Source organism: Microbacterium sp. X-17 (assembly GCF_039615055.1).
The window spans coordinates 74,556-95,519 of sequence record NZ_JBDHNI010000010.1 but is presented as its reverse complement, the minus strand read 5'-3'; the positions used below and the strand labels follow the sequence as shown (position 1 = coordinate 95,519).

Below are 20,964 nucleotides of genomic sequence, written 5' to 3'. Positions count from 1 at the left end.
GCAGTGGCGACTGCGACTTATCCACGGATTCCCGGACATCCCGCGTCGCCCCAGGAGCGAGGAATACAGTCGTGGACATGGTTGAAGACACGGACGACGCGCGCACGCTGCGCGCAGAGGTGCCGCCCGCGCAGCTGGCTCAGGAGGCCGTCGAGCTCGTCCGGAGCTGGCTCGCCGAAAGCGCCCGCAGCGGTCAGGACGCCCCGCGCGATCCGGCCGCCGAGCGTCTGGCCGGGGTGCTGCGCGACCCGCGCGGGCTCGACTTCGCGGTCGGGTTCGTCGACGGCGTGGCGCGCCCGCAAGACCTGTTCGTGGCCGGCTACAACCTGCAGCGGGTCGCCAAGAGGATCCCGGCCTTCCTGCCCTGGTACATGCGCGCGGCCGTCTGGCTCGGCGGCGTGTTCGGGCCGGTGCTGCCGTGGGTCGTCATCCCGATCGCCCGCCGCGTGCTGCGTGGCATGGTCGGGCACCTCGTGGTCGACGCGACGCCCGAGAAGCTCGGGCCGGCCATCGCGCACCTGCGCTCGCCGAAGGACCCGGAAGGGCACGGCGCCCGCCTCAACCTCAACCTGCTCGGCGAGGCCGTGCTGGGCGAGGAGGAGGCCGCCCGGCGGCTGGAGGGCACGCGTGCGCTCCTGTCGCGCGACGACGTGGACTACGTCTCCATCAAGGTGTCGTCCATCGCCTCCCAGCTCTCGATGTGGTCGTTCGACGAGACGGTCGACCGGGTCGTGGAGCGGCTCGTGCCGCTGTACGAGCTCGCCGCGGCCTCGCCGTCGCCCAAGTTCATCAACCTCGACATGGAGGAGTACCGCGACCTCGACCTCACGATCGCGGTCTTCGAGCGCATCCTCGGCCGTCCGGGGCTGCTCGGGCTGGAGGCGGGGATCGTCCTCCAGGCGTACCTCCCCGACGCGCTGAACGCCCTCCAGGGGCTGACCGAGTGGGCGGCGCAGCGCCGTGCCCAGGGCGGCGCGCCCATCAAGGTGCGCGTCGTGAAGGGCGCGAACCTCGCGATGGAGCGGGTGGACGCCGCGATCCACGGCTGGCCGCTCGCGACCTACGGGAGCAAGCAGGCGACGGACACCAACTACAAGCGCGTCCTCGACTGGGCGCTGACGCCGGAGCACACCGACGCGGTCAAGATCGGCGTCGCCGGCCACAACCTGTTCGATGTCGCCTACGCCTGGCTGCTCGCGTCGCACCGCGGCGTGACCGGCCGCATCGACTTCGAGATGCTGCTCGGCATGGCGACCGAGCAGGCGGAGGCCGTCAAGCGCACGGTCGGGCAGCTCCTGCTCTACACGCCCGTGGTGGACCCGGGCGAGTTCGATGTCGCGATCTCGTACCTCATCCGGCGGCTGGAGGAGAACGCCAGCCCCGAGAACTTCATGTCGGCCGTGTTCGAGCTGGGCTCGGATCGCGGGCTGTTCGACCGGGAGCGGGACCGCTTCCTGGCGTCGGTCGCCGACCTGGCCGCGGACTCCTCGCCGCGCGGAGCGGCACCGCTTCCCAACCGGCAGCAGGACCGCTCGCGCGAGTGGGAGCAGGAGACGGCGGAGTCGTTCACGCGACCGCCTGCGGTGGACGCCGAGGCGTCGCTCGGCGGCGCCAACGGTGCCGGCGGACCGGAGGAGGGGCTCACCAGCGTCGTGCTCGGGCTGACCCGGGGGTCGGGTGGCATCACGCTGGAGCCGCCGGCAGCCGCGGGCAGCGCAACGACCGGATTCCAGAACACCGCGGACACCGATCCGTCTCTCGCGGCGAACCGCGCGTGGGGACGCCGCATCCTGGCCCGCTCGGCCACGAGCGACCTCGGCGTGAACACCATCGCGGCGGCGGAGGTCACCGACGCCGGTCACCTCGACCGCATCCTGACCGCCGTCCGCTCGTCGGGCGTCGCGTGGGGGACCAGGTCGGGCTCCGAGCGCGGAGCCGTCCTGGACCGGGCGGGGCACGCGCTCGAAGCCAACCGCGACCGCCTGATCGAGGTCATGGCGAGTGAGACGGGCAAGACGATCGCCGAGGCGGACGTCGAGGTGAGCGAGGCCGTCGACTTCGCGCACTATTACGCGTCGCTCGCGCGCGAGCTCGACGCGGTGCAGGGCGCGGTGTTCGTGCCGTCCGCGCTGACGGTCGTCACGCCGCCGTGGAACTTCCCGGTCGCGATCCCGGCCGGCGGGGTGCTGGCGGCGCTCGCCGCGGGCAGCGGCGTCGTCATCAAGCCGGCCCCGCAGGCGCGTCGCGCTGCCGCCGTCATGGTGGAGGCGCTGTGGGAGGCCGGAATCCCGCAGGACCTGCTGGCGCTCGTGGATGTCGCGGAGAACGACCTCGGGCGGCAGCTCGTGGCGGACCCGCGCGTGGATCGCGTCATCCTCACCGGCTCCTACGAGACGGCCAAGCTGTTCCGCTCCTGGCGGCCGGAGCTCCCGCTGCTCGCCGAGACGAGCGGCAAGAACGCCATCATCGTCACGCCGAGCGCCGACTACGACCTCGCCGTGGCCGACATCGTGAAGAGCGCCTTCGGCCACGCCGGGCAGAAGTGCTCGGCGGCGAGTCTGGTCATCCTCGTCGGCTCGGCGGCGCGCTCCGAGCGCTTCCGCAACCAGCTGGTCGACGCGACGAAGAGCATGCGCGTCGGCTACCCGCAGGACCCGGTGAGCCAGATGGGGCCGCTGATCGAGCCCGCGTCGGGCAAGCTGCTGCACGCGCTGACCACCCTCGGCGCCGACGAGGAGTGGCTGGTCGAGCCGCGCCCGCTGGACGACGCGGGCCGGCTCTGGTCGCCGGGCATCCGCACCGGCGTGCAGCCGGGGACCTACTTCCACCTCACCGAGTTCTTCGGGCCGGTGCTCGGGATCATGACCGCGCGCACGCTCGAGGAGGCGATCCGCTTCCAGAACGCGATCGAGTACGGCCTCACCGCCGGCCTCCACTCGCTCGACTCCGACGAGCTCGCGCAGTGGCTCGACACGGTGGAGGCCGGCAACCTGTACGTCAACCGCGGCATCACCGGTGCGATCGTGCGGCGGCAGCCGTTCGGCGGCTGGAAGCGCTCGTCGGTCGGCGCCGGCACCAAGGCCGGCGGCCCCAACTACCTGCTCGGTCTCGGCTCCTGGCAGCCGGAGTCGGGCGCGTCCAGCTCCAGCCTGCACCTGCGCGGTCTGGAGCCCCGCGTCCAGGACCTGATCGAGTCCGGGCAGTCGTCGATGGACTACCCCGCGTTCGACCTCGTCCGCCGTTCGGCGCTCAGCGACGCGATCGCCGTGGCCACCGAGTACCACCAGGCGAAGGACGTCTCCGGGCTCGGGGTGGAGCGGGACATCTTCCGCTACCGGCCGGTCCCGGTCGCCATCCGGCTCTCGGAGGGCGGCGGGCTGCCCGAGCTGCTGCGCGTGATGGCTGCGGCGACGGTCGCGCGGTCGTCGTTCACGGTCAGCACGAGCATCGCGCTGCCGCGCGGGACGCAGCAGCTCCTCAAGGGGCGTGAGGTGGAGGTCGTGGTCGAGACCGACGAGCACTGGCTGTCGCGGGTGCGCGGCCGCCGCGTCACGGCCCACCGCATCCGTCTCATCGGCGGCGACCCGGTGGCGCTCGCGACGGCGCTCGGCGGGACGCCGGATGTCGCGGTCTACAGCGGGGCGGTCACCCCGTCCGGGCGGATCGAGGTGCTGCCGTTCCTCCACGAGCAGGCCATCTCGATCACCAACCACCGCTTCGGCAACCCGACGGCCTTCTCGGAAGGGGTGATCTAGGGGGCTACCGGGCCGTCCGGCACCTCCCAGGAGTGCGACTGGGGCCAGCGCGGCGGGATGCTACCCGTGGTGCGGCGATGGAGGTCGCCGGACTCCGTGACCCAGACGTGCATGCGGCGGTACACGGTCGGGTACGTCGGGCCGCCGTCGAGGAAGCCCGCTGTGAGGAGGGCAGGGATCCAGACGAGTGGGTTGATCACCTCCAGGACCAGGCGCCAGGGCGGCGGCATGACGACGTGGCGCAACCACATCTCCTCGGCGCGCAGGTCGCCGTCGAGATGCCAGTCGTCGTTCATGCGGCGCATCAGCTCCGTGCGGAGCTTCTGCTGCGCTCTCGTGTGCATGGTGACGATCATGCCGCAACGGGCGACTACTCCTCTTCCTCCTCGAGCTCCAGGAGCTCGTCGGCGGCGTCGGTGTTGCCGAGAGCCGCCAGACGGCGCAGCTCCTCCAGGTCGCCGCGCTCGGCGGCGAGCTCGACCAGCGCGTCCTCGGCGTCGGAGCTGCCGGCGTCGGCGAGGCGGCGCAGGAGGGCGAGGTCCTCCGCCTCGATCGCGGCCTCCACCGCGAGGGCGACGGCGTCCGGGTCGGTCGGCAGGGCGGGGTCCGACGGGGGTGTGGCGGGCATGGCACTCCTTCCGATGAGCGCCACCTTACCCGGGGCTACGCTGTGACGCATGACCGAGAATCTGCCTGCCGCCGCCGTGCCCGCGATCGCCCTCAACGCGGGGACCAGCATCCCGCAACTCGGCCTCGGGACCTGGCCGCTGGATGACGCGGAGGTGGAGCGCGCCGTCGTCGCGGCCGCCGAGCTCGGCTACCGCCACGTCGACACCGCGGCCAAGTACGGCAACGAGACCGGCGTCGGCCGGGGCGTGCGCGGCAGCGGGCTCGACCGCGAGGAGTGGTTCGTCACGACCAAGCTCGACGGCGGCTACCAGGGCGACGACCGTGCCGTCGCCGGGCTCGACGCGAGCCTCGAACGGCTCGGGCTCGACTACGTCGACCTGCTGCTCATCCACTGGCCGCTGCCCGGGCGCGACCAGTACGTGTCCACCTGGGAGACCTTCATCCGGCTCCAGGAGAGCGGCAAGGCGCGCGCGATCGGCGTCTCCAACTTCAAGCCGGCCCACATCGACCGCCTCATCGCCGAGACCGGGGTGACGCCCGCGGTCAACCAGATCCAGCTCAGCCCGGCCATCCAGCGCCGCGAGCAGCGCGCGTACGGCGCCGAGCACGGCATCGTGACCGAGTCGTGGAGCCCGATCGGCGGCTCGGGCGACCTGCTCGCGGCACCGGTGCTCGCGGAGGTCGCGGCGAAGCACGACCGGACCGTGGGGCAGATCGTGCTCCGCTGGCACGTCCAGAACGGCCTCGTCGCCATCCCGAAGTCGCGCAACCCCGAGCGGATGGCGGAGAACCTCGCGGTCTTCGACTTCGAGCTCGACGCGGACGACCTCGCGGCGATCGACAGCCTGGACGAGGGGCCGGACGCGGGAGTGGACTCCGACCGCACCGGGCACTGACCCGCGGCGGCAGGTCCCGGCGACGACCCGCGTCAGACCCGGACGAGCGGCAGCCGCACCGTCACCACGAGGCCGCCGGTCGGCGCGTTCGCGAGCTGGACCGAGCCTCCCGCCGCGCCCGCCAGGGCCGCCACGATCGCGAGGCCGAGACCGCCGCCTCCGCCGGCGCGGGACGTGGTGCGGGCCCCGTCCGCGCGGGTGAAGCGGTCCAGGGCGACCGGGATGAACTCCTCCGGCATCCCCGGGCCCGAGTCGTGCACGGTGAGCACCACCCACTCCGGCTCCACGCGCAGCGCGGCGCTCACGACGTCCTCCACTGCGGCCGGCCGCGGCTCCGCCGGCAGGACCTCGACCGGTCCGTCCACGGCGTCGCTCAGCCGCGGCACCGGCCCGGTGTCCGAGCGGGCGTCGCGGGCGCGGATCGCCGTGATCGCGTTGCCGAGCAGGTTGTCCAGGATGCGCCCGAAGTCCGTGGGAGAGAGCGCCACCCGGGCGTCCGCGCTCGGTCGCCGCTTCGGGTCGTACTCGAAGTCCACGGAGATCGAGCCGACGTCCTCGGCGCTGCTGACCAGGAGGCGGGCGCGGTCGATCGCGTCGGTCAGCTCGTCCACCAGCGTGCGCCAGTCGATCCGGCCGCTGGACGGCCCGGCCTCGATCCGCGAGAGCTCCAGCAGGTTGTTCGCGAGCGTGCCCAGCCGCAGGGCGGTCGAGTGGGAGGAGCGGATGTCGTCCAGCAGCGCGTCCGCGTCGCCCGCATCCAGCTCGGCCAGCTCCAGCTGCCCGCGCAGCACGGCCAGCGGGGTGCGCAGCTCATGGCTGGCGTCCGACACCATCTGCCGCTCGCGGTCGGCGGACGCCCGCAGCCGGCGGATCAGGTCGTTCAGCGTGGTCGCCAGCTCGGACAGCTCGTCCTGGGCCGGGCCGACGGTCAGCAGGCCGGCGGCGTCGTCGGTCCCCGTCGGCTCGCCGCCGGCGATCCGGTCGGCCTGCTCGCGCATCCGGCTCACCGGTCTCAGCGCCGTGCGGGCCAGCAGCCACGACGCCCCGCCGAAACCGAAGATGAGCACACCGGCGCCGATCAGCAGCGCGAGGGTGAGGCGGTCGAGGATGAGCGAGGTCGTCTCGTCGTTTCGGGCGGCGATCACGTGCATCGTGCCGCGCTTGGTGATGACGGGCTTGACCAGCACCTCGTAGGTGTCGTCCGCGATCTGCACGGTCGTCGCCGAGGGCGGGAAGGACAGCAGGTGGTCGATCCGGTTCTCCAGCGCCGTCGGCAGCGTGGAGTCGAGGATGACGCCGTTCGCGTCGACGATGGCGAGCTCCTGGCCGCCGCCGGGCAGGTCGAACGGCCCCGACGGGTTCGCCAGCACCGACGCGGCGGGCGCGGTGACATCGTTGTTGAGGAGCGTGACGGTCGCGTTGTGGAGGATGGAGGACACCCCCACCCGGATCACCACGACCGCGACCAGGCCGAACAGGGTGGCGACGATGAGACTGCCGATCGTGATGCGCGCGGAGATCGACAGGCGCCGCAGCCAGGTCACGGCGCCGGCGTCTCCGTCGTCGCCTTGGCGTCGGCCTTCTCGCCCTTCGACTCCAGCGCGTTCTTGGCGTCCAGGCGGTAGCCCCGGCCGCGCTCGGTCACGATGGACAGTCCCGCACCGGCCAGGTCGAGCTTCTTACGCAGGTACGAGACGTACTGGTCGATGACGTTGGTGCCGATGTTGTCCGTCGTGCCCCACACCGATTCGAGGATGTCGGCGCGCGACAGCGTCTTGTCCGGGTTCGTGGCGAACAGCCGCAGCAGAGTGAACTCCCGGCGGCTGAGCGGCATCTCGTGCCCGGACACCAGCGCCTGGTGCTCGTGCGAGTCGATGGTGAGCCGGCCGACGCTGACCTGGGGGCGCATCCCGCTCGGCTCCCTGCGGAGGAGCGCGCGCACGCGGGCAGCGAGCTCGGCGAACGCGAACGGCTTGGTGAGGTAGTCGTCGGCGCCGGAGTCGAGGCCGTGCACACGGTCCTCGATCGCGTCGCGCGCGGTGAGGAGCAGGATCGGCATCGGGTTCGCGGCCTCGCGGATGTGCCGGCACAGCTCGAAGCCGCTCATCCCGGGCAGCATGACGTCGATCGCGGCGGCGGAGAACGCGTCCCCGCGCAGCGCGATGAGGGCGTCGACGCCGTTGGTGACCAGGGTGACGTCGTATCCTTCGGCGGCGAGGCCCCGCTCGACGAGGCCTCCCATGTCCGGATCGTCTTCGACAACGAGCAGCTTCATGGGCCCATCGTGCCACTGATCGCCGTGGTCGCGCTCGGATGGAGGGGTTCGACGCTTGACGTCTGCTGAACGTTTTCGCAGAACGGCCGTCAGGTTTCCTCCACCACGGACTTGAGCGATCCCAGCGTCATGCCCCAGTTCTCGCTCATCCGCTCGGCCTCCGCGGTGTCGGCGCAGCCGTCCTGGGTGATGGTCACCTCGGTTCCGCCGGCGTGGTCGGCGAGCAGGTAGGAGACGGTCTGGTAGCTCTCCGGCACGTCCGGTTTGCCGCTGAGTGGGCTGTAGTAGCTGGAGACGAGGCGTTCGCCAGGGACGACCTCCAGGATCGTGCCCTTGTCCTCGTAGGGCTTGCCCTCCCACTCGCCGCGGTAGACGATCGGGCTGCCCTCCTGCCAGTCGGTCTCCACGCGGCTGCCGAACAGGTAGCGCGCGATCGTGTCGGGGTCGGTGATGGCGTGCCAGACGTCGACCCGTGGGACATCGACGTGGATGGTCGCTCGTGCTGTCGTGGTCATGGGGACAGCATCCTCCCGCCGGGGACGGACGGATAGAAGATTCGCGACGTCAGCTGTTGCCCCGGTTGATGAGCCGGGAGAGCACGATGGCGCTGCGGGTGTGGTCGACGTTCGGCGCCAGGCGCACCTTCTCGAGCGCGGCCTCCAGGCTCGGGATGTCGCGCGAGCGGATGTGGACGATCGCGTCGGCGCTGCCGGTGACGGTGCCCGCGTCGACGACCTCCGGGACCGCGGAGAGGATGCGCAGCAGCTCCTCGGGCGAGACGGTGCCGCGGCAGAACAGCTCGACGTAGGCCTCGGTGCTCATCCCGTCGATGGCCGGGTCCACCTGGATGGTGAAGCCGCGGATGACGCCGTCCCCGACCAGCTTGTCGACCCGGCGCTTGACCGCCGAGGCGGACAGGCCGACGACTCCGCCGATGTCGCCGTAACCGGCGCGCGCGTTCTGACGGAGCAGGTCGAGGATGCTGCGATCGAGGTTGTCCACGGCGCAAGCATACGGTGAATCGTTGCGCGGAGGTGGAGGTGACGCGGGAATCGTGCGCGGGGGCGCAATGGATGAGCGCGAGGGCGAGCCGGGTTGTGTCCGGACCTCGGTTCGCGCACGAATGCTGCGCCTTGTGGGCGTCTGTGGCGATTCCGTGCGCGAACACGCAGCCAATCGCCGACATCCGCGTGTGAGACTAGCTCCGAGCTTCTGGGGGTGAGCGCGCTTCACCCGTGATGACCCAGAGAGGACGACCATGACCGACACCGTCGCCCACCGCATCCACCCCTCCACCCCCGCGCCGACGGAGCGCCAGGCGCAGGCGATCGCACTCGAGGACGAGCATGCGGCGCACAACTACCATCCGCTCCCGGTGGTAATCGCCGAAGGCCAGGGCGCGTGGGTCACGGACATCGACGGCCGCCGTTACCTGGATTGCCTGGCCGCGTACTCCGCCGTCAACTTCGGCCACTCCAACCCGCTGCTGCTGGACGCCGCACGGGCGCAGCTCGACCGGATCACGCTCACCAGCCGCGCCTTCCACAACGACCAGCTCGGCCCGTTCGTCACGGAGCTCGCCGCGCTGGCCCGCAAGGACATGGTGCTGCCGATGAACACCGGCGCGGAGGCCGTCGAGACCGCGATCAAGGTGGCGCGGGCCTGGGGCTACCGGGTGAAGGGCGTGCCGGACGGGCGCGCGAACATCGTCGTGATGGCGGGCAACTTCCACGGCAGGACCACGACGATCGTGAGCTTCTCGGACGACCCGGACGCGCGCGACGGGTTCGGGCCGTACACGCCCGGATTCCGCACCGTGCCGTACGGGGACGCGTCCGCGGTCGCAGACGCGATCGACGAGGACACGGTCGCGGTGCTGGTGGAGCCGATCCAGGGAGAGGCGGGCGTCGTCGTGCCGCCGGCGTCGTTCCTCCCCGCGCTGCGCTCGCTGTGCGACGAGCGACGCGTCCTCCTGGTGGCCGACGAGATCCAATCCGGGCTCGGCCGCGTGGGCGCGACCTTCGCCTGCGATCTGGTGGGGGTCGTGCCCGACCTCTACCTGCTCGGCAAGGCGCTCGGCGGCGGGATCGTCCCGGTGTCGGCCGTCGTCGGGAACCGCGACGTGCTGGGCGTCATCCACCCGGGCGAGCACGGGTCGACGTTCGGCGGCAACCCGCTGGCCGCAGCGGTCGGCCGCGCCGTCGTCGCGCTGCTCGCGACCGGAGAGCCGCAGGAGCGCGCCGACCTCCTCGGCCGCCGCCTCCACGGCGACCTGACGCGGCTGGTCGGTCACGGCGTGCGGGAGGTGCGCGGCGCGGGCCTCTGGGCGGGGATCGACATCGACCCTGCGCTCGCGACGGGGCGCGAGGTGTGCGAGTTGCTGATGGAGCGCGGGGTGCTCGCGAAGGACACGCACGGCTCGACCATCCGGCTGGCGCCGCCGATCGTGGTGGAGCCGGGCGACCTGGACTGGGCGGTGGAGCAGCTGGAGGCGGTGCTGCGGGAGCTGGGGGAGCGGTGAGAGGCGATTTCGGGAAAGCCGGCGGTGTGGGCTAGACTGAAATAACACCCCCGGATGCTTCGGCTACCGGGCGCGGGGCCCCGAAAGGGGCCCCTGTTTCGTTTCCGGACCATTCCTCCGGTCGTTGGAGCACGCCGTGATCCGTGGAACGGATTTCGTCGGGGAACTGACTCGCCAGAAGCGCGCCGCGGCGGATCCTCTTGATGAGCACGGGGTCGCGCGCCAGCAGGCTCTGATTCGGATTGTCGACCGGGCTCAGAAGCGCCCACTGCTTGTCCAACTCCCGGGTGAGCAGCGTCAGCATGGCCGCGAAGTCCGAATCGTTCGAGACCAGCACGAAGAGGTCGGCGTCGTCACGGCACGCGTCGAACACCATGTACGACGCCAGGTTCACGTCGGAGCCCTTCTCCTCCGTCTTGCGCACCTTGACGCGCGTGATCCGCCCAGCGTCATCGAACGTGATCGGGAGCGAGGGCATCATCCGGGCGTCGTTGCGATACTGACCCTCGTGGATCGTGACCTTCGGGTTGGTCCGCAACGCCCGCACGTACGTCTGCTGCCGGATCGGCGCCCGCGGATCGGTGCCGAGCGCCGGTCTGATCAGCGCGGTGAAGTACCTGACCCGTTTGATCGTGTGCGTGGGGATGAGCAATGACGCCACCGACCGCTGGCGTCTTGCGTGAGAAATGTCTATACGACCACAACCCCAGCGTTCACCTCCGCCGTCGGCAGTGGGAGCATGGGCGCCATGAGTGACACCCACAGCTCCAACCCTCCCGACGGCGACGCGGAGAAGGGCGGAACCACCGCCACCACCACCGCCCCCACCGACGCCAGCCACGGGTTCTTCGGGCAGCCTCGCTCGCTCGCCAACATCTTCGGCGTGGAGATGTGGGAGCGGTTCTCGTTCTACGGGATGCAGGGCATCCTCCTCATCTACCTCTACTACAGCGCGGCCAAGGGCGGCCTCGGCATCGACCAGGCGACCGCCGCGGGCATCGTCGGGGCGTACGGCGGGGCCGTCTACCTCTCCACGATCCTCGGCGCGTGGCTCGCGGACCGGCTGTTCGGGTCCGAGCGGGTGCTGTTCTGGAGTGCGGTCGTCATCATGGCGGGGCACATCTCGCTCGCCGTGCTGCCCAGTTTCGCCGGCGTGATCGTCGGCCTCCTGTTCGTCGCGGTCGGCAGCGGTGGCCTGAAGGCGAACGCGACGCGCATCGTCGGGACGCTCTACGACGAGCACGACTCCCGCCGGGACGCAGGCTTCTCGCTCTTCTACCTCGGCATCAACCTCGGTGCGTTCTTCGGGCCGCTGCTGACCGGGCTGCTGCAGTCCACGCTCGGGTTCCACTGGGGGTTCGCGCTCGCCGCGGTCGGGATGACCATCGGCCTCATCCAGTACTCGCTGGGTCGCAAGCGCCTCCCCGACCTCGCGCGCGAGGTGCCGCACCCGCTGCCGCGCAAGCGCCTCCCGCTGGTGATCGGGATCGGCGTGGCCGGCGTGATCGTCATCCTCGGGCTCGTCCTCACCGGGGTCATCAACGCGATCAACCTCGCCCTCTGGGTGATCGGCATCACCATCGTCGCGGCGATCGCGTACTTCGTCGTCATCCTCAGCTCGAAGCTGCTGAGCGGGACGGAGCGCAGCCGGATCGTCGCCTTCATCCCGCTGTTCATCACGAACGCGGCGTTCTGGTCGCTCTACCAGCAGCAGTTCACCGTGGTGACGATCTACTCGGACAAGCGGCTCGACCGGATGCTGTTCGGGTGGGAGTTCCCGGTCTCGTGGGTGCAGTCCATCAACCCGATCTTCATCATCATCCTGTCCGGCGTGTTCGCTGCGATCTGGACCAAGTGGGGCGACCGCCAGCCGTCGACGCCGCTGAAGTTCGCGGCGGGGACGGTTGTGATGGGCCTGGCGTTCTTCCTGTTCCTGTTCTGGGCCGGCGGCGGAGCGAACAGCACGCCGCTGCTGGCGATGATCGGCATCCTGCTCGTGTTCACGATCGCGGAGCTGCTGATCTCGCCGGTCGGTCTGTCGGCGTCGACGAAGCTGGCGCCGCACGCGTTTCAGGCGCAGATGGTCGCGCTGTACTTCCTGTCGGTGGCGCTCGGGACGGCGATGTCGGGGCAGCTCGCGAAGCTGTACTCGCCGGCGACGGAGGGCGTCTACTTCGGGGTTATCGGCGCGGTCGCGGTGGTGATCGGCGTGGTGCTCGCAGTGCTGAGTCCGTGGGTGCTGCGGATGATGCGCGGGGTGCGGTAGCGCGCGTCGGCAACGGAGGAGATCGCGCACGGCGCGCCGGTCGGCGGCGGTGAGCGGAGGAGATCGCGGGGTGGAGTGGGCGGATCTCCTCCGTTGGCTGCGGGCGGGATGAAGCGGCGGGGGTGCGGGGGCGCGGCATACTGGGGGCATGGTCAGGGATGCGGGAGCTCGGGTTGTGGCGGTGTGCCGGGTTGCGCAGCTGCGGCCGGATGACGGCAATGTGGGCGTGACGGCGATCGACAAGCAGCCGGTGGAGTCGCGGCTGAAGGTGCGCGGGCTCGGGCTGTACGGCGACATCCAGGCAGACCGCAAGCACCACGGCGGCGCCACGAAGGCGCTCTACGCGTACGCCGACGAGGCCGCCGCGTGGTGGGCTGCAGAGCTCGGCCGGCCCATCCCGCCCGGGCTCTTCGGCGAGAACCTGCGCACCGCCGGCCTGGACGTCGACGGCGCCGAGATCGGCGAGCGCTGGCGGATCGGCGAGAAGCTGGTGGTGGAGGTGACCTGCCCGCGCACGCCGTGCGCGACGTTCCAGCGCCGGATGCGCGAGCCGCAGTGGGTGCGCCGGTTCACCGAGGCGGGACGCGTCGGCGCGTACCTGTCGGTCGTGCACACGGGGACGGTGGGCGCGGGCGACGCGGTGGAGGTCGTGCGGCGGCCGGGACACGGGGTCACGATCGCGTCGTGGTTCACGGCGGCGGACGCCGAGCAGGCCGACGCACTGGTGGCGGCGGAGGAGGCCGGGGAGCTGGAGCTCGCGCGGGAGATGCGGGAGTCGATCGCGAGGGTGCGCGGCCGCGCGGCGTGAGCCGGCCCTACTCCTCCTCCAGCCCCAGCTCGCGCCGCCAGTGCGCCAGGAACTCCGCGCCCGCGGTGTCGTGCACCGCGTCGCCGATCGTGATCACCTCGTACGGCCGTTCCAGCACGCCGTCGGCCGGCCGCACGTCCACGTGGGCGACCTCCCGGCCCGTGCTGTGGACGTAGTCCGCCATCTTGTAGTCGCTGCGGGAGTCGCCCACGGAACGCCAGCGGTGCGGCAGCGGGCCGCGCTCGGCGAAGTAGTCGAACGCGCGCTGGGCGCCGCGGTCCTTGTCGAGCAGCACGGACTCGATGTCGGTGGAGATGATCGTCGGGTCGATCCGGAACGGGACCTCCCCGGCCGCGTCCGGGGTGACGCGCTCGCCGTAGCGCAGCCCGAGGCCGAGCCCGGTCAGGAGGTCGAAGGCGGCGTCCTCGAAACGGGTCTGGGCCTCCCGGTACGTCGCCGAGTCCACGTCGGTGCGCTGCTCGACGGAGATCATCGCGCGCTTCGTCTCGTCGAAGAACATCGTGTCGGCGAACCGCTCCCGTACCAGCGTCCGGATGCCGTCGACCGCCGCCTCGGGCAGGGCGACCGACGCGTCGACCGCGACCTCACCCATCCCCTCACCCGTTATCGGCGCCCACGCGCCGCCCTTCTCGAACACGCCGAACATCCGTGCGCCGTGCGACTCCAGCGCCTCGCCCAGGCCGGCGTCGCACAGCGGCGCGACCACCTGGTGACGGATGAAGTCGCCCGAGCGGCCCGTGATGAACGCGATCGGCACGCCCGCAGCGGTCATCGCGACCAGGTCGGTGACGATGCTGCGGATGGCGATGGTCCGGGTGACGGGGCTGGCGATCGGGCCGTCGACGTCGAAGAGGAGTCCGAGGTTGTGCACGCTCCATTCTCCCGTGCGGGACGACACCGCCCGGAACAGCGGGACAATGGATGCAGGCCACGAAAGGAACGTCCCGTGCTCCGCACCATGTTCAAGTCGAAGATCCACCGCGCCGCCGTCACCCACGCCGACCTCCACTACGTCGGCTCGCTGACCGTCGACCTCGACCTGATGGAGGCCGCCGACCTGCTGCCGGGCGAGCAGGTCGCCGTCGTCGACGTGACCAACGGCTCCCGGTTCGAGACCTACCTGATCGCCGGTGAGCGGGGCAGCGGCGTCATCGGGGTGAACGGGGCGGCGGCGCACCTGGCGGAGGTCGGGGACACCGTCATCGTCATCTCCTACGCCCAGCTCGACAACGCGGAGGCGAAGAGCTTCGTGCCGACCGTCGTGCACGTCGACGCTGGGAACCGGATCCTCGCGGTCGGCGACGACCCGGCCGAGGCGCTGAGCGACGGAGTGAGCGTCCCGCCGTTCGCGGTGCCGTCCGCGGCCGGCACCGTGGTCGCGTGACGTACCGCGCCACCGAGCGCATCCACACCGTCGAGGCGCGGCGCATCGAGCTGGAGGCGGAGGTGCCGTTCGCGCAGCTCCGGCGCGCGTTCGAGGAGCAGGTGCCCGAGCTCGACCGGAGGCTGCAGAGCGGCCTCCTCGACCAGGGCGCGGACTGGTCCACGCTGACGCGCATGCTCGAGGGGCCAGGGATGCACGGCCTGGTCCGTTTCTGGACCGGCGACCCGCGCCCGGTCATGCGGGTGGGCGGCGTCGACACGTCGAGCGTGAGCTACCTCGTCGGCGACTACGCGACGGCCGCGCGGATGTACCGGCACGACGCGGGCGCGCTGCTCTACTCGCCGATGCGCGTCGAACTCCACGACGTCGGTGGAGGCCGCACCGTGCTCAGTGTGGAGCAGCCGAGCGCGCCGTTGCGCGGGTTCGGCAACAACAAGATCACGCAGGCGGGGTACGAGCTGGATCGGAAGCTGGGGGACCTGCTGGAGGATCTGGGGTTGCCGCGCCCGAGCGTGCTGCGGCTGTAAGGGTCACGGCTCCCGCAGCCCCCACGTCTGCCCGTAGCCGCCCTCCGCCACCGACCGCTCCATCAGCTCCAGGAACGGCCGCGCCGGGAACGCCTCCGGCCCGAGCACGCCGGTGCCCGTCCATGTCCCGCTCGCGAGCAGCTCCAGGGCGATCACCGGGTTGAGCGCCGTCTGCCAGACCACGCACTGCGCGTCGTACTCGCGCATCGTCCACTCGTTGTCGGCCACGTGGTACAGGTACACGCTGCGCGGGAGGCCGTCCTTCCCCGTGCCGGTCACCCAGACGCCGGCGCAGGTCTTGCCGGTCATCCGCGGCCCGATGCCGGCCGGGTCGGGGAGGGCCGCGGCGACCACGTCGCGCGGGGCGACCTCCACCGGTCCCGCCGCGCTGCGCACGCGGAGGGGCGTCGTGGAGTCCAGCCCGAGCAGGTGCAGTGTCTTGAGGACGCCGATGAACTCGGCGCCGAGACCGTACTTGAAGGTCACGCGCTCGGCGTCCAGCCAGCGCGGCATCAGCAGGACCTCCTCGTGCTCGACGTTGACGCACTCGACCGGGCCGATGCCCTCGGGGAAGTCGAAGATCTCCGGCTCGCTGAACGGCGGGGTGGTGAACCAGCCGTCGCCGTCCTCGGTGAGCCGGCGCTTCTCGAAGATCACCGGAGGGTTGAGGCACTCCTCGATCGTGGTCCAGATGCTGAAGGAGGGCGCGAAGATCTCGTTGCCCTCGTCGTCCCGGACAACGAGGTTCGCGCCGTCGCGCGTGCCCAGCTCGTCGATGTGTGAGAACAGCTCGTCGGAGGCGTACCGGGCGAACACATCGGACAGGCCCGGCTCGACGCCCATGCCGACCAGGGCCAGGCGGCCCGAGGCCTCCCAGCGCTGGTTCTCGGCGAACTGCGCGTCGCCGAGCTTGACGCCGGTGCGGCTGTAGGGCTCGGTCTCGTGCGGATGGGAGAGGCTCATCGCCATGTCGAGGTAGTCGGCGCCTGCCGAGAGCGCGCCCGCGAAGATCGACTCCACGAAGGAGGGCTCGACGGCGTTCATCACATGGGTGGCGCGGTGCTCGCGGGCGACGGCCGCGACCGAACTCGGGTCGGACGCGTCGATGCGGGTCGCGGTGAAGCGGCGGGCGACCTGCTCGCCGTGCTTCTCGCGGATCCACGCGACGGTGGCCTCCGCGCGGGACAGGTCGTAGTCGCTGACGACGATCGACTCGAAGAACGACCGGCGCGCGGCGATCTTCGCGATGGCGTTTCCGACGCCGCCGGCGCCGATCAGCAGGATGCGCATGGTGCTCATTGTGCCCGCGCGCCACAGATTCGGCACGAATCGCGCGAATGGTCCGCTCGGAGTCGCCATTCGGCACGAATCCTGTCAGCTGTCGTGGTGATGGGAGGCGCGTGATTGACACGTATTATTGCTGAATGGAACTTCGCCAGCTCGAGCACTTCGTCACCGTCGCGGAAGAGCGGCACTTCACGCGCGCGGCGGAGCTGCTGCAGATCTCCCAGTCCGGGCTGTCGGCCTCGATCCGCTCGCTGGAGCAGGAGCTGGGAACGTCGCTCTTCATCCGGAGCACCCGCCGCGTCGAGCTGACGACGGCCGGCCAGGCGCTGCTCGCGGACTCCGTGCGGACGCTGGCCAGCGCCGCCGCCGCCCGCAACGCCGTGGCCGCCGTCCGCGGCCTGCTGCGCGGACGCCTGACGATCGGCGCCGAGCCGTGCCTCGGGTCGGTCGACCTCCCGGCAGAGCTCGCGGCTTTCCGCACGGCGAACCCCGGCGTGGAGGTGCGGCTGCGGTACTCCGGCTCGGAGGAGCTGGTGGAGGCCGTCGCCGGCGGCCGGGCGGACGTCGCGGTGGTCGTCGACACCGGCCACGCGCCGAGCGGCGTGCGGCTGCGCCCGCTGAGCACCCAGTCGCTGCTCGTGCTCTGCCACCCGGAGCACCGGTTCGCGGCGGAGGACAGCATCCCGATCGAGGCCCTGCGCGGCGAGCCGCTGGTCGGCTTCCAGGAGGGCTGGGCCGCGCAGACGCTCGCCAGGCGCGCGTTCGCCGCGGCGGGCTTCGACTACCGCGCGGCGATGGAGGTCAACGACGTCCACCCGCTGCTCGACCTGGTCGGCTACAACCTCGGCATCGCGGTGGTCCCGGCGAGCTTCGCGCGCAAGCGCCCGGAGCAGCTGCGGGCGGTCGCCCTCAGCGGGGACGTGCCGGAGTGGACCGTGGCCGTGGCGGTCTCGGACGAGCCGAGCCCGGCGGCGGCGGCGTTCCTGCGGCAGCTCGCACGGGTGGAGGCGCCGACTCCTGTCGACGCCTCCACGACCGCCGCCTGACGGCTACGCCGCGTTCAGCGTCGCCAGCTCCTCGGGCGTGAGTTCGACGTCCACTGCCGTGAGCGAGTCCAGGATCGTCTCCGGTCGCGACGATCCCGGGATCGGGATGACGCGCGGGCTCTGGGCGAGATGCCAGGCCAGCGCCACGACCTGCGGGCTCACGCCGCGGGCGGACGCGACGTCGGCGAACGGGGCGAACCGGTCGCCGAGGCCGCCTGCGTTCGAGATGCCGCCCAGGGGACTCCAGGGCAGGAACGCGATTCCGCTCTCGTCGGCCAGGCTCAGCTCGGGCTCGCTCGACCGGAAGGCCGGCGAGAACTGGTTCTGCACGGACGCCAGCCGACCGCCCAGGATGTCCTGCGCCTGACGGATCTGGTCGGGGTCGGCGTTCGAGATCCCGGCGTAGCGGATCAGCCCCTCGTCGAGGAGGTCGCGGACGGCGCCGACCGACTCTTCGTACGGGACGCTCGGGTCGGGCCGGTGGAACTGGTACAGGCCGAGCGCGTCGCCGCCGAGCCGGCGCAGCGACTCGACCGCGGCCTCCCGGATATGCTCCGGGCGTCCGTCGACGGTCCAGCTGCCGTCGCCCGGGCGCAGGTGGCCGCCCTTCGTGGCCACCAGGACAGTGGACGCGTCGCCGCTCCAGCTACGCAGCGCCTCGGCGATGAGCTCCTCGTTGTGCCCGACCTCGTCTGCGTGGACGTGATAGGCGTCGGCCGTGTCGATCAGGGTGACGCCGGCGTCGAGCGCCGCGTGGATGGTCCCGATCGAGCGGGAACGGTCGGGGCGGCCCTCGATCGACATGGGCATTCCGCCGAGGCCGATCGCGGACACCTGCAGGTCACCAAGTGGTCGGTACTTCATGCGTTCTCCTTGCGTATACGAGTTGTGTCGAGGCGCGAGGGGCACGTCGTTGTCGCTTTTCAGGCGTGAAAGTGACAACAACGCGCCCCTCGGCGAGAGGGGAGGGGGAGGGGGCGGGGTTACCAGGCGTAGTGCTCGGGGGCGGTTTTGTGGCCGGGGAAGATCTCGTCCAGGCGCGCGAGCGCCGCGTCGTCCAGGTGGACGTCGAGGGCGCGGATGCCGGCGTCGAGCTGGTCGCGCGTGCGCGGGCCGATGATCGGGCCGGTCACGCCGGGGCGGGTGAGCAGCCAAGCGAGGGCGATGTCGCCGGGCTCGTGGCCCAGCTCGGCGGCGAACGACTCGTACGCCTCGATCGCGTCGCGGTGGGTGGCGAGCGTCTCCGCGGCGCGGCCCTCCAAGCGGCGCCGGCCCTCGTTCTGCTTGCGCAGCACGCCGCCGAGCAGGCCGCCGTGCAGCGGAGACCACGCGATCACGCCGACGCCGTTGGCCTGAGCGGCGGGCAGGACCTCCAGCTCCACCTGGCGGGTGAGGAGGTTGTAGATGGACTGCTCGCTGACCAGGCCGAGGAGGTCGCGCCTGCGGGCCTCCGCCTGGGCCGTCGCGATGTGCCAGCCGGCGAAGTTGCTCGACCCCGCGTAGAGGATCTTGCCCTGCGCGACGGCGACGTCGATGGCCTGCCAGATCTCGTCCCAGGGGGTGTCCCGGTCGACGTGGTGGAACTGGTAGATGTCGATGTAGTCGGTCTGCAGCCGCTTCAGGCTGGCGTCGAGGGCGCGGCGGATGTTCAGCGCGGACAGCTTGCCCTCGTTGGGCCAGTCGCCCATCGCGCCGTAGAGCTTGGTGGCGAGGACGGTCCGCTCGCGACGGCCGTCGCCCTGCGCGAACCAGTCGCCGATGATCGTCTCGGTCGCGCCGTGGCCCTTGCTGCGGCCGTAGACGTTCGCGGTGTCGAAGTAGTTGATGCCCGCCGCGTGGGCGGCGTCCATGATCCCGTACGAGTCCTCGGGCGTTGTCTCCGGTCCGAAGTTCATCGTGCCGAGCACGAGGCGCGACACCTTCAGTCCGGAGCGGCCGAGCTGCGTGTACTGCATGTCTGTCATGGCGCCAGCCTCCGCCGGAAGCGACAAGAAGTCCAACAGGAGGTGTGGATGGGATTGTGCGGTCCGACTCATGGATCGCTGGACGCTCAGAGGCCGTGGAAGCGTCCGGCCTCGGCGATCACGTCATCCGCGACGGCGAGGTCGGGGCCGCCCATGAAACCGTGGGCGGCGCCGGGGACGATCCGCAGCCGGGCCGGGACGCCCGCGTCGCCGCACGCGGTGGCGAGGCGCTCCGCGTCGGGGAGGAGGGAGTCATCCGAGCCGACGGCGACGTACGCAGGCGGGAGGCCGCGGGCGTCGGCCGCGAGGTCCGGTGCGTCCGCGAGGGCTCCGCCGCCGGCCCAGCGGGCGAACGACCATTCCGAGAGCGCGCGGCCGGGACCTCCCGGCGCCGCGTCGTCGTACGAGGCGAGCGTGAGGTCGACGTTCGGGTTGGTGAGGACGAGCCCGTCCGCCCGGGCGTCGCGCGCGGCGGCGAGGGCGACCGTGCCGCCGGCGGAGTCGCCCCACAGCAGGATGCGGGAGAAGCCGTCCGCGCGGAGGAGGTCCGCCGCCGCGACCGCGTCGGCCGCCGACTCTGCCAGCGTCGCCTCGGGGGCGAGGCGGTAGGCGACCGAGAGCACGACGACGTGGAGGGCGCCCGCGATGCGGCGGCTGTAGCCGTCCTGCAGTTCGAGGTCCCCGAACAGGCCGAAACCGCCGTGGAGGAAGACGACGGCGGTGCTCGGTGCGGGTCGCGCCGGCTGGTAGCGGCGCGTCGCCACCCCGGCCACGCCCTCCGACACCGTGCCGTCGAACGGCCACCGCGGACGGGCGAGCGCGCGCTCGCGGGCCTCGCGTCTCAACGCGGCGATGTCGGGAGTCTGCACGCGGACTAGCATCCCACTCATGCGCGAAGTGATCCCCGGAGTCCATCGGCTGCAGTCCGCCCGCGCCGGAAACACCTACCTGATCGAGGAGGGCGACCGCGCGGTGCTCGTCGACACCGGGCTCCGGTCGAGCGCGGAGGCCGTGGTGGCCGAGCTCGCTGGAGCGAGCATCCCGAGGGTGACCGACGTCGTCCTGACGCACTACGACCCCGACCACGTCGGCGGCGCGGCGGCCGTGCAGCGTGCGACGGGCGCCCGGGTGTGGCTGGGCGCCGCGGACGCGCGGATCCTGCGCGGCGAGGAGCCGCCGCCCACGCGCATGCGCCGTGCGATGTTCCGGACGGGATGGCTGGGCCGCCCCGAACTGCCGGACCTCACCGAGCTCCCCGACACGTTCGAGACCGAGGTCACGCCCGGTGTCGTCGCGGTTCCTGCGCCCGGTCACACGCCCGGGCATCACCTGGTGCGCTGGCGCGGGGTCGCGTTCATCGGCGACGCCGGCCGCGTTTCGAACGGGCGGCTCGTCCACCTCCCGGGCCTGCTCCTCAGCGACCGTGCGGCGGCCGACGCGACGCTCGCCGCGATCACGGCCTCTGCTCCCCGCCTGATCTGTCCCGGCCACGGAGCCCCTGCGCGACTGGTGTGACGCTTTCCCCCTGCATTTCCAGGATACGGGAGGGCAGGGGGCTTGCCGCAAGGCCCCGGTCAGGGCGGA

Annotated in this window: 21 protein-coding genes; 9 read left to right on the top strand and 12 right to left on the bottom strand. The window is 71.6% G+C overall.

Annotated elements, in window-relative coordinates:
- Window positions 1–77: 77 nt before the first annotated feature.
- Window positions 78–3,755, top strand: a complete 3,678-nt coding sequence (locus tag ABCS02_RS32975) for a bifunctional proline dehydrogenase/L-glutamate gamma-semialdehyde dehydrogenase (protein ID WP_345839949.1) — start codon at window positions 78–80, stop codon at window positions 3,753–3,755.
- Here the strand turns inward: ABCS02_RS32975 and ABCS02_RS32970 are convergent.
- Together ABCS02_RS32970 and ABCS02_RS32965 are read right to left on the bottom strand one after the other, a co-directional pair.
- Complete coding sequence (locus ABCS02_RS32970; protein ID WP_345839948.1) at window positions 3,752–4,099, bottom strand: hypothetical protein; 348 nt, start codon at window positions 4,097–4,099, stop codon at window positions 3,752–3,754. The genes ABCS02_RS32975 and ABCS02_RS32970 overlap by 4 nt on opposite strands.
- 26 nt (window positions 4,100–4,125) lie before the next feature.
- Window positions 4,126–4,383, bottom strand: coding sequence for a hypothetical protein (locus ABCS02_RS32965; RefSeq protein ID WP_345839947.1), 258 nt, complete (start codon window positions 4,381–4,383; stop codon window positions 4,126–4,128).
- Window positions 4,384–4,432: 49 nt separating this feature from the next.
- Here ABCS02_RS32965 and ABCS02_RS32960 point away from each other — a divergent pair, with 49 nt between their 5' ends.
- Window positions 4,433–5,281, top strand: coding sequence for an aldo/keto reductase (locus ABCS02_RS32960; RefSeq protein ID WP_345839946.1), 849 nt, complete (start codon window positions 4,433–4,435; stop codon window positions 5,279–5,281).
- Between the two features lie 32 nt (window positions 5,282–5,313).
- Here the strand turns inward: ABCS02_RS32960 and ABCS02_RS32955 are convergent, their stop codons facing one another.
- The 4 genes from ABCS02_RS32955 to ABCS02_RS32940 all read right to left on the bottom strand — a co-directional run bounded on the left by ABCS02_RS32955 (window position 5,314) and on the right by ABCS02_RS32940 (window position 8,558).
- Entirely contained in the window at window positions 5,314–6,825 is a 1,512-nt protein-coding gene (locus ABCS02_RS32955) for a HAMP domain-containing sensor histidine kinase (protein WP_345839945.1), read from the bottom strand.
- A complete protein-coding gene (locus tag ABCS02_RS32950; protein WP_345839944.1) occupies window positions 6,822–7,556 on the bottom strand; it encodes a response regulator transcription factor in 735 nt (244 codons plus the stop codon). Before ABCS02_RS32950 ends, ABCS02_RS32955 begins: the two co-directional genes overlap by 4 nt.
- An 89-nt stretch (window positions 7,557–7,645) precedes the next feature.
- Window positions 7,646–8,071: an SRPBCC family protein gene (locus ABCS02_RS32945; RefSeq protein ID WP_345839943.1), complete on the bottom strand. Its 426-nt coding sequence runs from the start codon at window positions 8,069–8,071 to the stop codon at window positions 7,646–7,648.
- A 49-nt stretch (window positions 8,072–8,120) separates the two neighbouring features.
- Entirely contained in the window at window positions 8,121–8,558 is a 438-nt protein-coding gene (locus tag ABCS02_RS32940) for an Lrp/AsnC family transcriptional regulator (protein WP_345839942.1), read from the bottom strand.
- A gap of 256 nt (window positions 8,559–8,814) precedes the next feature.
- On the opposite strand from ABCS02_RS32940, the gene rocD reads away from it, so the two are divergent.
- Complete coding sequence (gene rocD / locus ABCS02_RS32935; protein ID WP_345839941.1) at window positions 8,815–10,077, top strand: ornithine--oxo-acid transaminase; 1,263 nt, start codon at window positions 8,815–8,817, stop codon at window positions 10,075–10,077.
- Window positions 10,078–10,108: 31 nt separating this feature from the next.
- On the opposite strand, the gene ABCS02_RS32930 is transcribed toward rocD, so the two are convergent.
- Entirely contained in the window at window positions 10,109–10,729 is a 621-nt protein-coding gene (locus tag ABCS02_RS32930) for an NYN domain-containing protein (RefSeq protein WP_345839940.1), read from the bottom strand.
- A gap of 96 nt (window positions 10,730–10,825) precedes the next feature.
- Here ABCS02_RS32930 and ABCS02_RS32925 point away from each other — a divergent pair, with 96 nt between their 5' ends.
- The gene (locus tag ABCS02_RS32925; RefSeq protein ID WP_345839939.1) at window positions 10,826–12,343 is read left to right on the top strand and encodes a peptide MFS transporter; all 1,518 of its coding nucleotides are present in this window, start codon (window positions 10,826–10,828) and stop codon (window positions 12,341–12,343) included.
- A 148-nt stretch (window positions 12,344–12,491) separates the two neighbouring features.
- On the top strand, window positions 12,492–13,151 hold the full coding sequence (locus ABCS02_RS32920; RefSeq protein ID WP_345839938.1) for an MOSC domain-containing protein: 660 nt from the start codon (window positions 12,492–12,494) through the stop codon (window positions 13,149–13,151).
- Window positions 13,152–13,158: 7 nt separating this feature from the next.
- Here the strand turns inward: ABCS02_RS32920 and ABCS02_RS32915 are convergent, their stop codons facing one another.
- The gene (locus ABCS02_RS32915) at window positions 13,159–14,043 is read right to left on the bottom strand and encodes a hypothetical protein (protein WP_345839937.1); all 885 of its coding nucleotides are present in this window, start codon (window positions 14,041–14,043) and stop codon (window positions 13,159–13,161) included.
- 75 nt (window positions 14,044–14,118) lie between these two features.
- Here ABCS02_RS32915 and panD point away from each other — a divergent pair, with 75 nt between their 5' ends.
- Together panD and ABCS02_RS32905 are read left to right on the top strand one after the other, a co-directional pair.
- Window positions 14,119–14,556, top strand: a complete 438-nt coding sequence (panD, locus tag ABCS02_RS32910) for an aspartate 1-decarboxylase (protein ID WP_345839936.1) — start codon at window positions 14,119–14,121, stop codon at window positions 14,554–14,556.
- On the top strand, window positions 14,553–15,083 hold the full coding sequence (locus ABCS02_RS32905) for a hypothetical protein (protein ID WP_345839935.1): 531 nt from the start codon (window positions 14,553–14,555) through the stop codon (window positions 15,081–15,083). The genes panD and ABCS02_RS32905 overlap by 4 nt, the downstream gene beginning before the upstream one ends.
- Window positions 15,084–15,086: 3 nt before the next feature.
- Here the strand turns inward: ABCS02_RS32905 and ABCS02_RS32900 are convergent, their stop codons facing one another.
- A complete protein-coding gene (locus tag ABCS02_RS32900; RefSeq protein WP_345839934.1) occupies window positions 15,087–16,373 on the bottom strand; it encodes a saccharopine dehydrogenase C-terminal domain-containing protein in 1,287 nt (428 codons plus the stop codon).
- A gap of 134 nt (window positions 16,374–16,507) precedes the next feature.
- Between ABCS02_RS32900 and ABCS02_RS32895 the strand changes: the two genes are divergently transcribed.
- On the top strand, window positions 16,508–17,416 hold the full coding sequence (locus ABCS02_RS32895) for a LysR family transcriptional regulator (RefSeq protein ID WP_345839933.1): 909 nt from the start codon (window positions 16,508–16,510) through the stop codon (window positions 17,414–17,416).
- A gap of 3 nt (window positions 17,417–17,419) precedes the next feature.
- Here the strand turns inward: ABCS02_RS32895 and ABCS02_RS32890 are convergent, their stop codons facing one another.
- The 3 genes from ABCS02_RS32890 to ABCS02_RS32880 form a co-directional block, all read right to left on the bottom strand.
- On the bottom strand, window positions 17,420–18,280 hold the full coding sequence (locus tag ABCS02_RS32890) for an aldo/keto reductase (protein WP_345839932.1): 861 nt from the start codon (window positions 18,278–18,280) through the stop codon (window positions 17,420–17,422).
- 119 nt (window positions 18,281–18,399) lie between these two features.
- Window positions 18,400–19,371 (bottom strand): aldo/keto reductase, encoded by a 972-nt coding sequence (locus ABCS02_RS32885; RefSeq protein WP_345839971.1) that lies wholly within the window; start codon window positions 19,369–19,371, stop codon window positions 18,400–18,402.
- Window positions 19,372–19,466: 95 nt separating this feature from the next.
- A complete protein-coding gene (locus ABCS02_RS32880; RefSeq protein ID WP_345839931.1) occupies window positions 19,467–20,270 on the bottom strand; it encodes an alpha/beta hydrolase in 804 nt (267 codons plus the stop codon).
- Between ABCS02_RS32880 and ABCS02_RS32875 the strand changes: the two genes are divergently transcribed.
- A complete protein-coding gene (locus ABCS02_RS32875; protein WP_345839930.1) occupies window positions 20,269–20,895 on the top strand; it encodes an MBL fold metallo-hydrolase in 627 nt (208 codons plus the stop codon). The genes ABCS02_RS32880 and ABCS02_RS32875 overlap by 2 nt on opposite strands.
- The last annotated feature ends 69 nt before the right edge of the window (window positions 20,896–20,964 follow it).

Coding starts and splice junctions, on each gene's coding strand:
- ABCS02_RS32885 (WP_345839971.1), bottom strand. CDS start 19,371: ATGCAGTACACGCAGCTCGGCCGCTCCGGACTGAAGGTGTCGCGCCTC.
- rocD (WP_345839941.1), top strand. CDS start 8,815: ATGACCGACACCGTCGCCCACCGCATCCACCCCTCCACCCCCGCGCCG.
- ABCS02_RS32945 (WP_345839943.1), bottom strand. CDS start 8,071: ATGACCACGACAGCACGAGCGACCATCCACGTCGATGTCCCACGGGTC.
- ABCS02_RS32925 (WP_345839939.1), top strand. CDS start 10,826: ATGAGTGACACCCACAGCTCCAACCCTCCCGACGGCGACGCGGAGAAG.
- ABCS02_RS32875 (WP_345839930.1), top strand. CDS start 20,269: ATGCGCGAAGTGATCCCCGGAGTCCATCGGCTGCAGTCCGCCCGCGCC.
- ABCS02_RS32890 (WP_345839932.1), bottom strand. CDS start 18,280: ATGAAGTACCGACCACTTGGTGACCTGCAGGTGTCCGCGATCGGCCTC.
- ABCS02_RS32975 (WP_345839949.1), top strand. CDS start 78: ATGGTTGAAGACACGGACGACGCGCGCACGCTGCGCGCAGAGGTGCCG.
- ABCS02_RS32920 (WP_345839938.1), top strand. CDS start 12,492: ATGGTCAGGGATGCGGGAGCTCGGGTTGTGGCGGTGTGCCGGGTTGCG.
- ABCS02_RS32900 (WP_345839934.1), bottom strand. CDS start 16,373: ATGCGCATCCTGCTGATCGGCGCCGGCGGCGTCGGAAACGCCATCGCG.
- ABCS02_RS32880 (WP_345839931.1), bottom strand. CDS start 20,270: ATGAGTGGGATGCTAGTCCGCGTGCAGACTCCCGACATCGCCGCGTTG.
- ABCS02_RS32960 (WP_345839946.1), top strand. CDS start 4,433: ATGACCGAGAATCTGCCTGCCGCCGCCGTGCCCGCGATCGCCCTCAAC.
- ABCS02_RS32950 (WP_345839944.1), bottom strand. CDS start 7,556: ATGAAGCTGCTCGTTGTCGAAGACGATCCGGACATGGGAGGCCTCGTC.
- ABCS02_RS32895 (WP_345839933.1), top strand. CDS start 16,508: ATGGAACTTCGCCAGCTCGAGCACTTCGTCACCGTCGCGGAAGAGCGG.
- ABCS02_RS32970 (WP_345839948.1), bottom strand. CDS start 4,099: ATGCACACGAGAGCGCAGCAGAAGCTCCGCACGGAGCTGATGCGCCGC.
- ABCS02_RS32965 (WP_345839947.1), bottom strand. CDS start 4,383: ATGCCCGCCACACCCCCGTCGGACCCCGCCCTGCCGACCGACCCGGAC.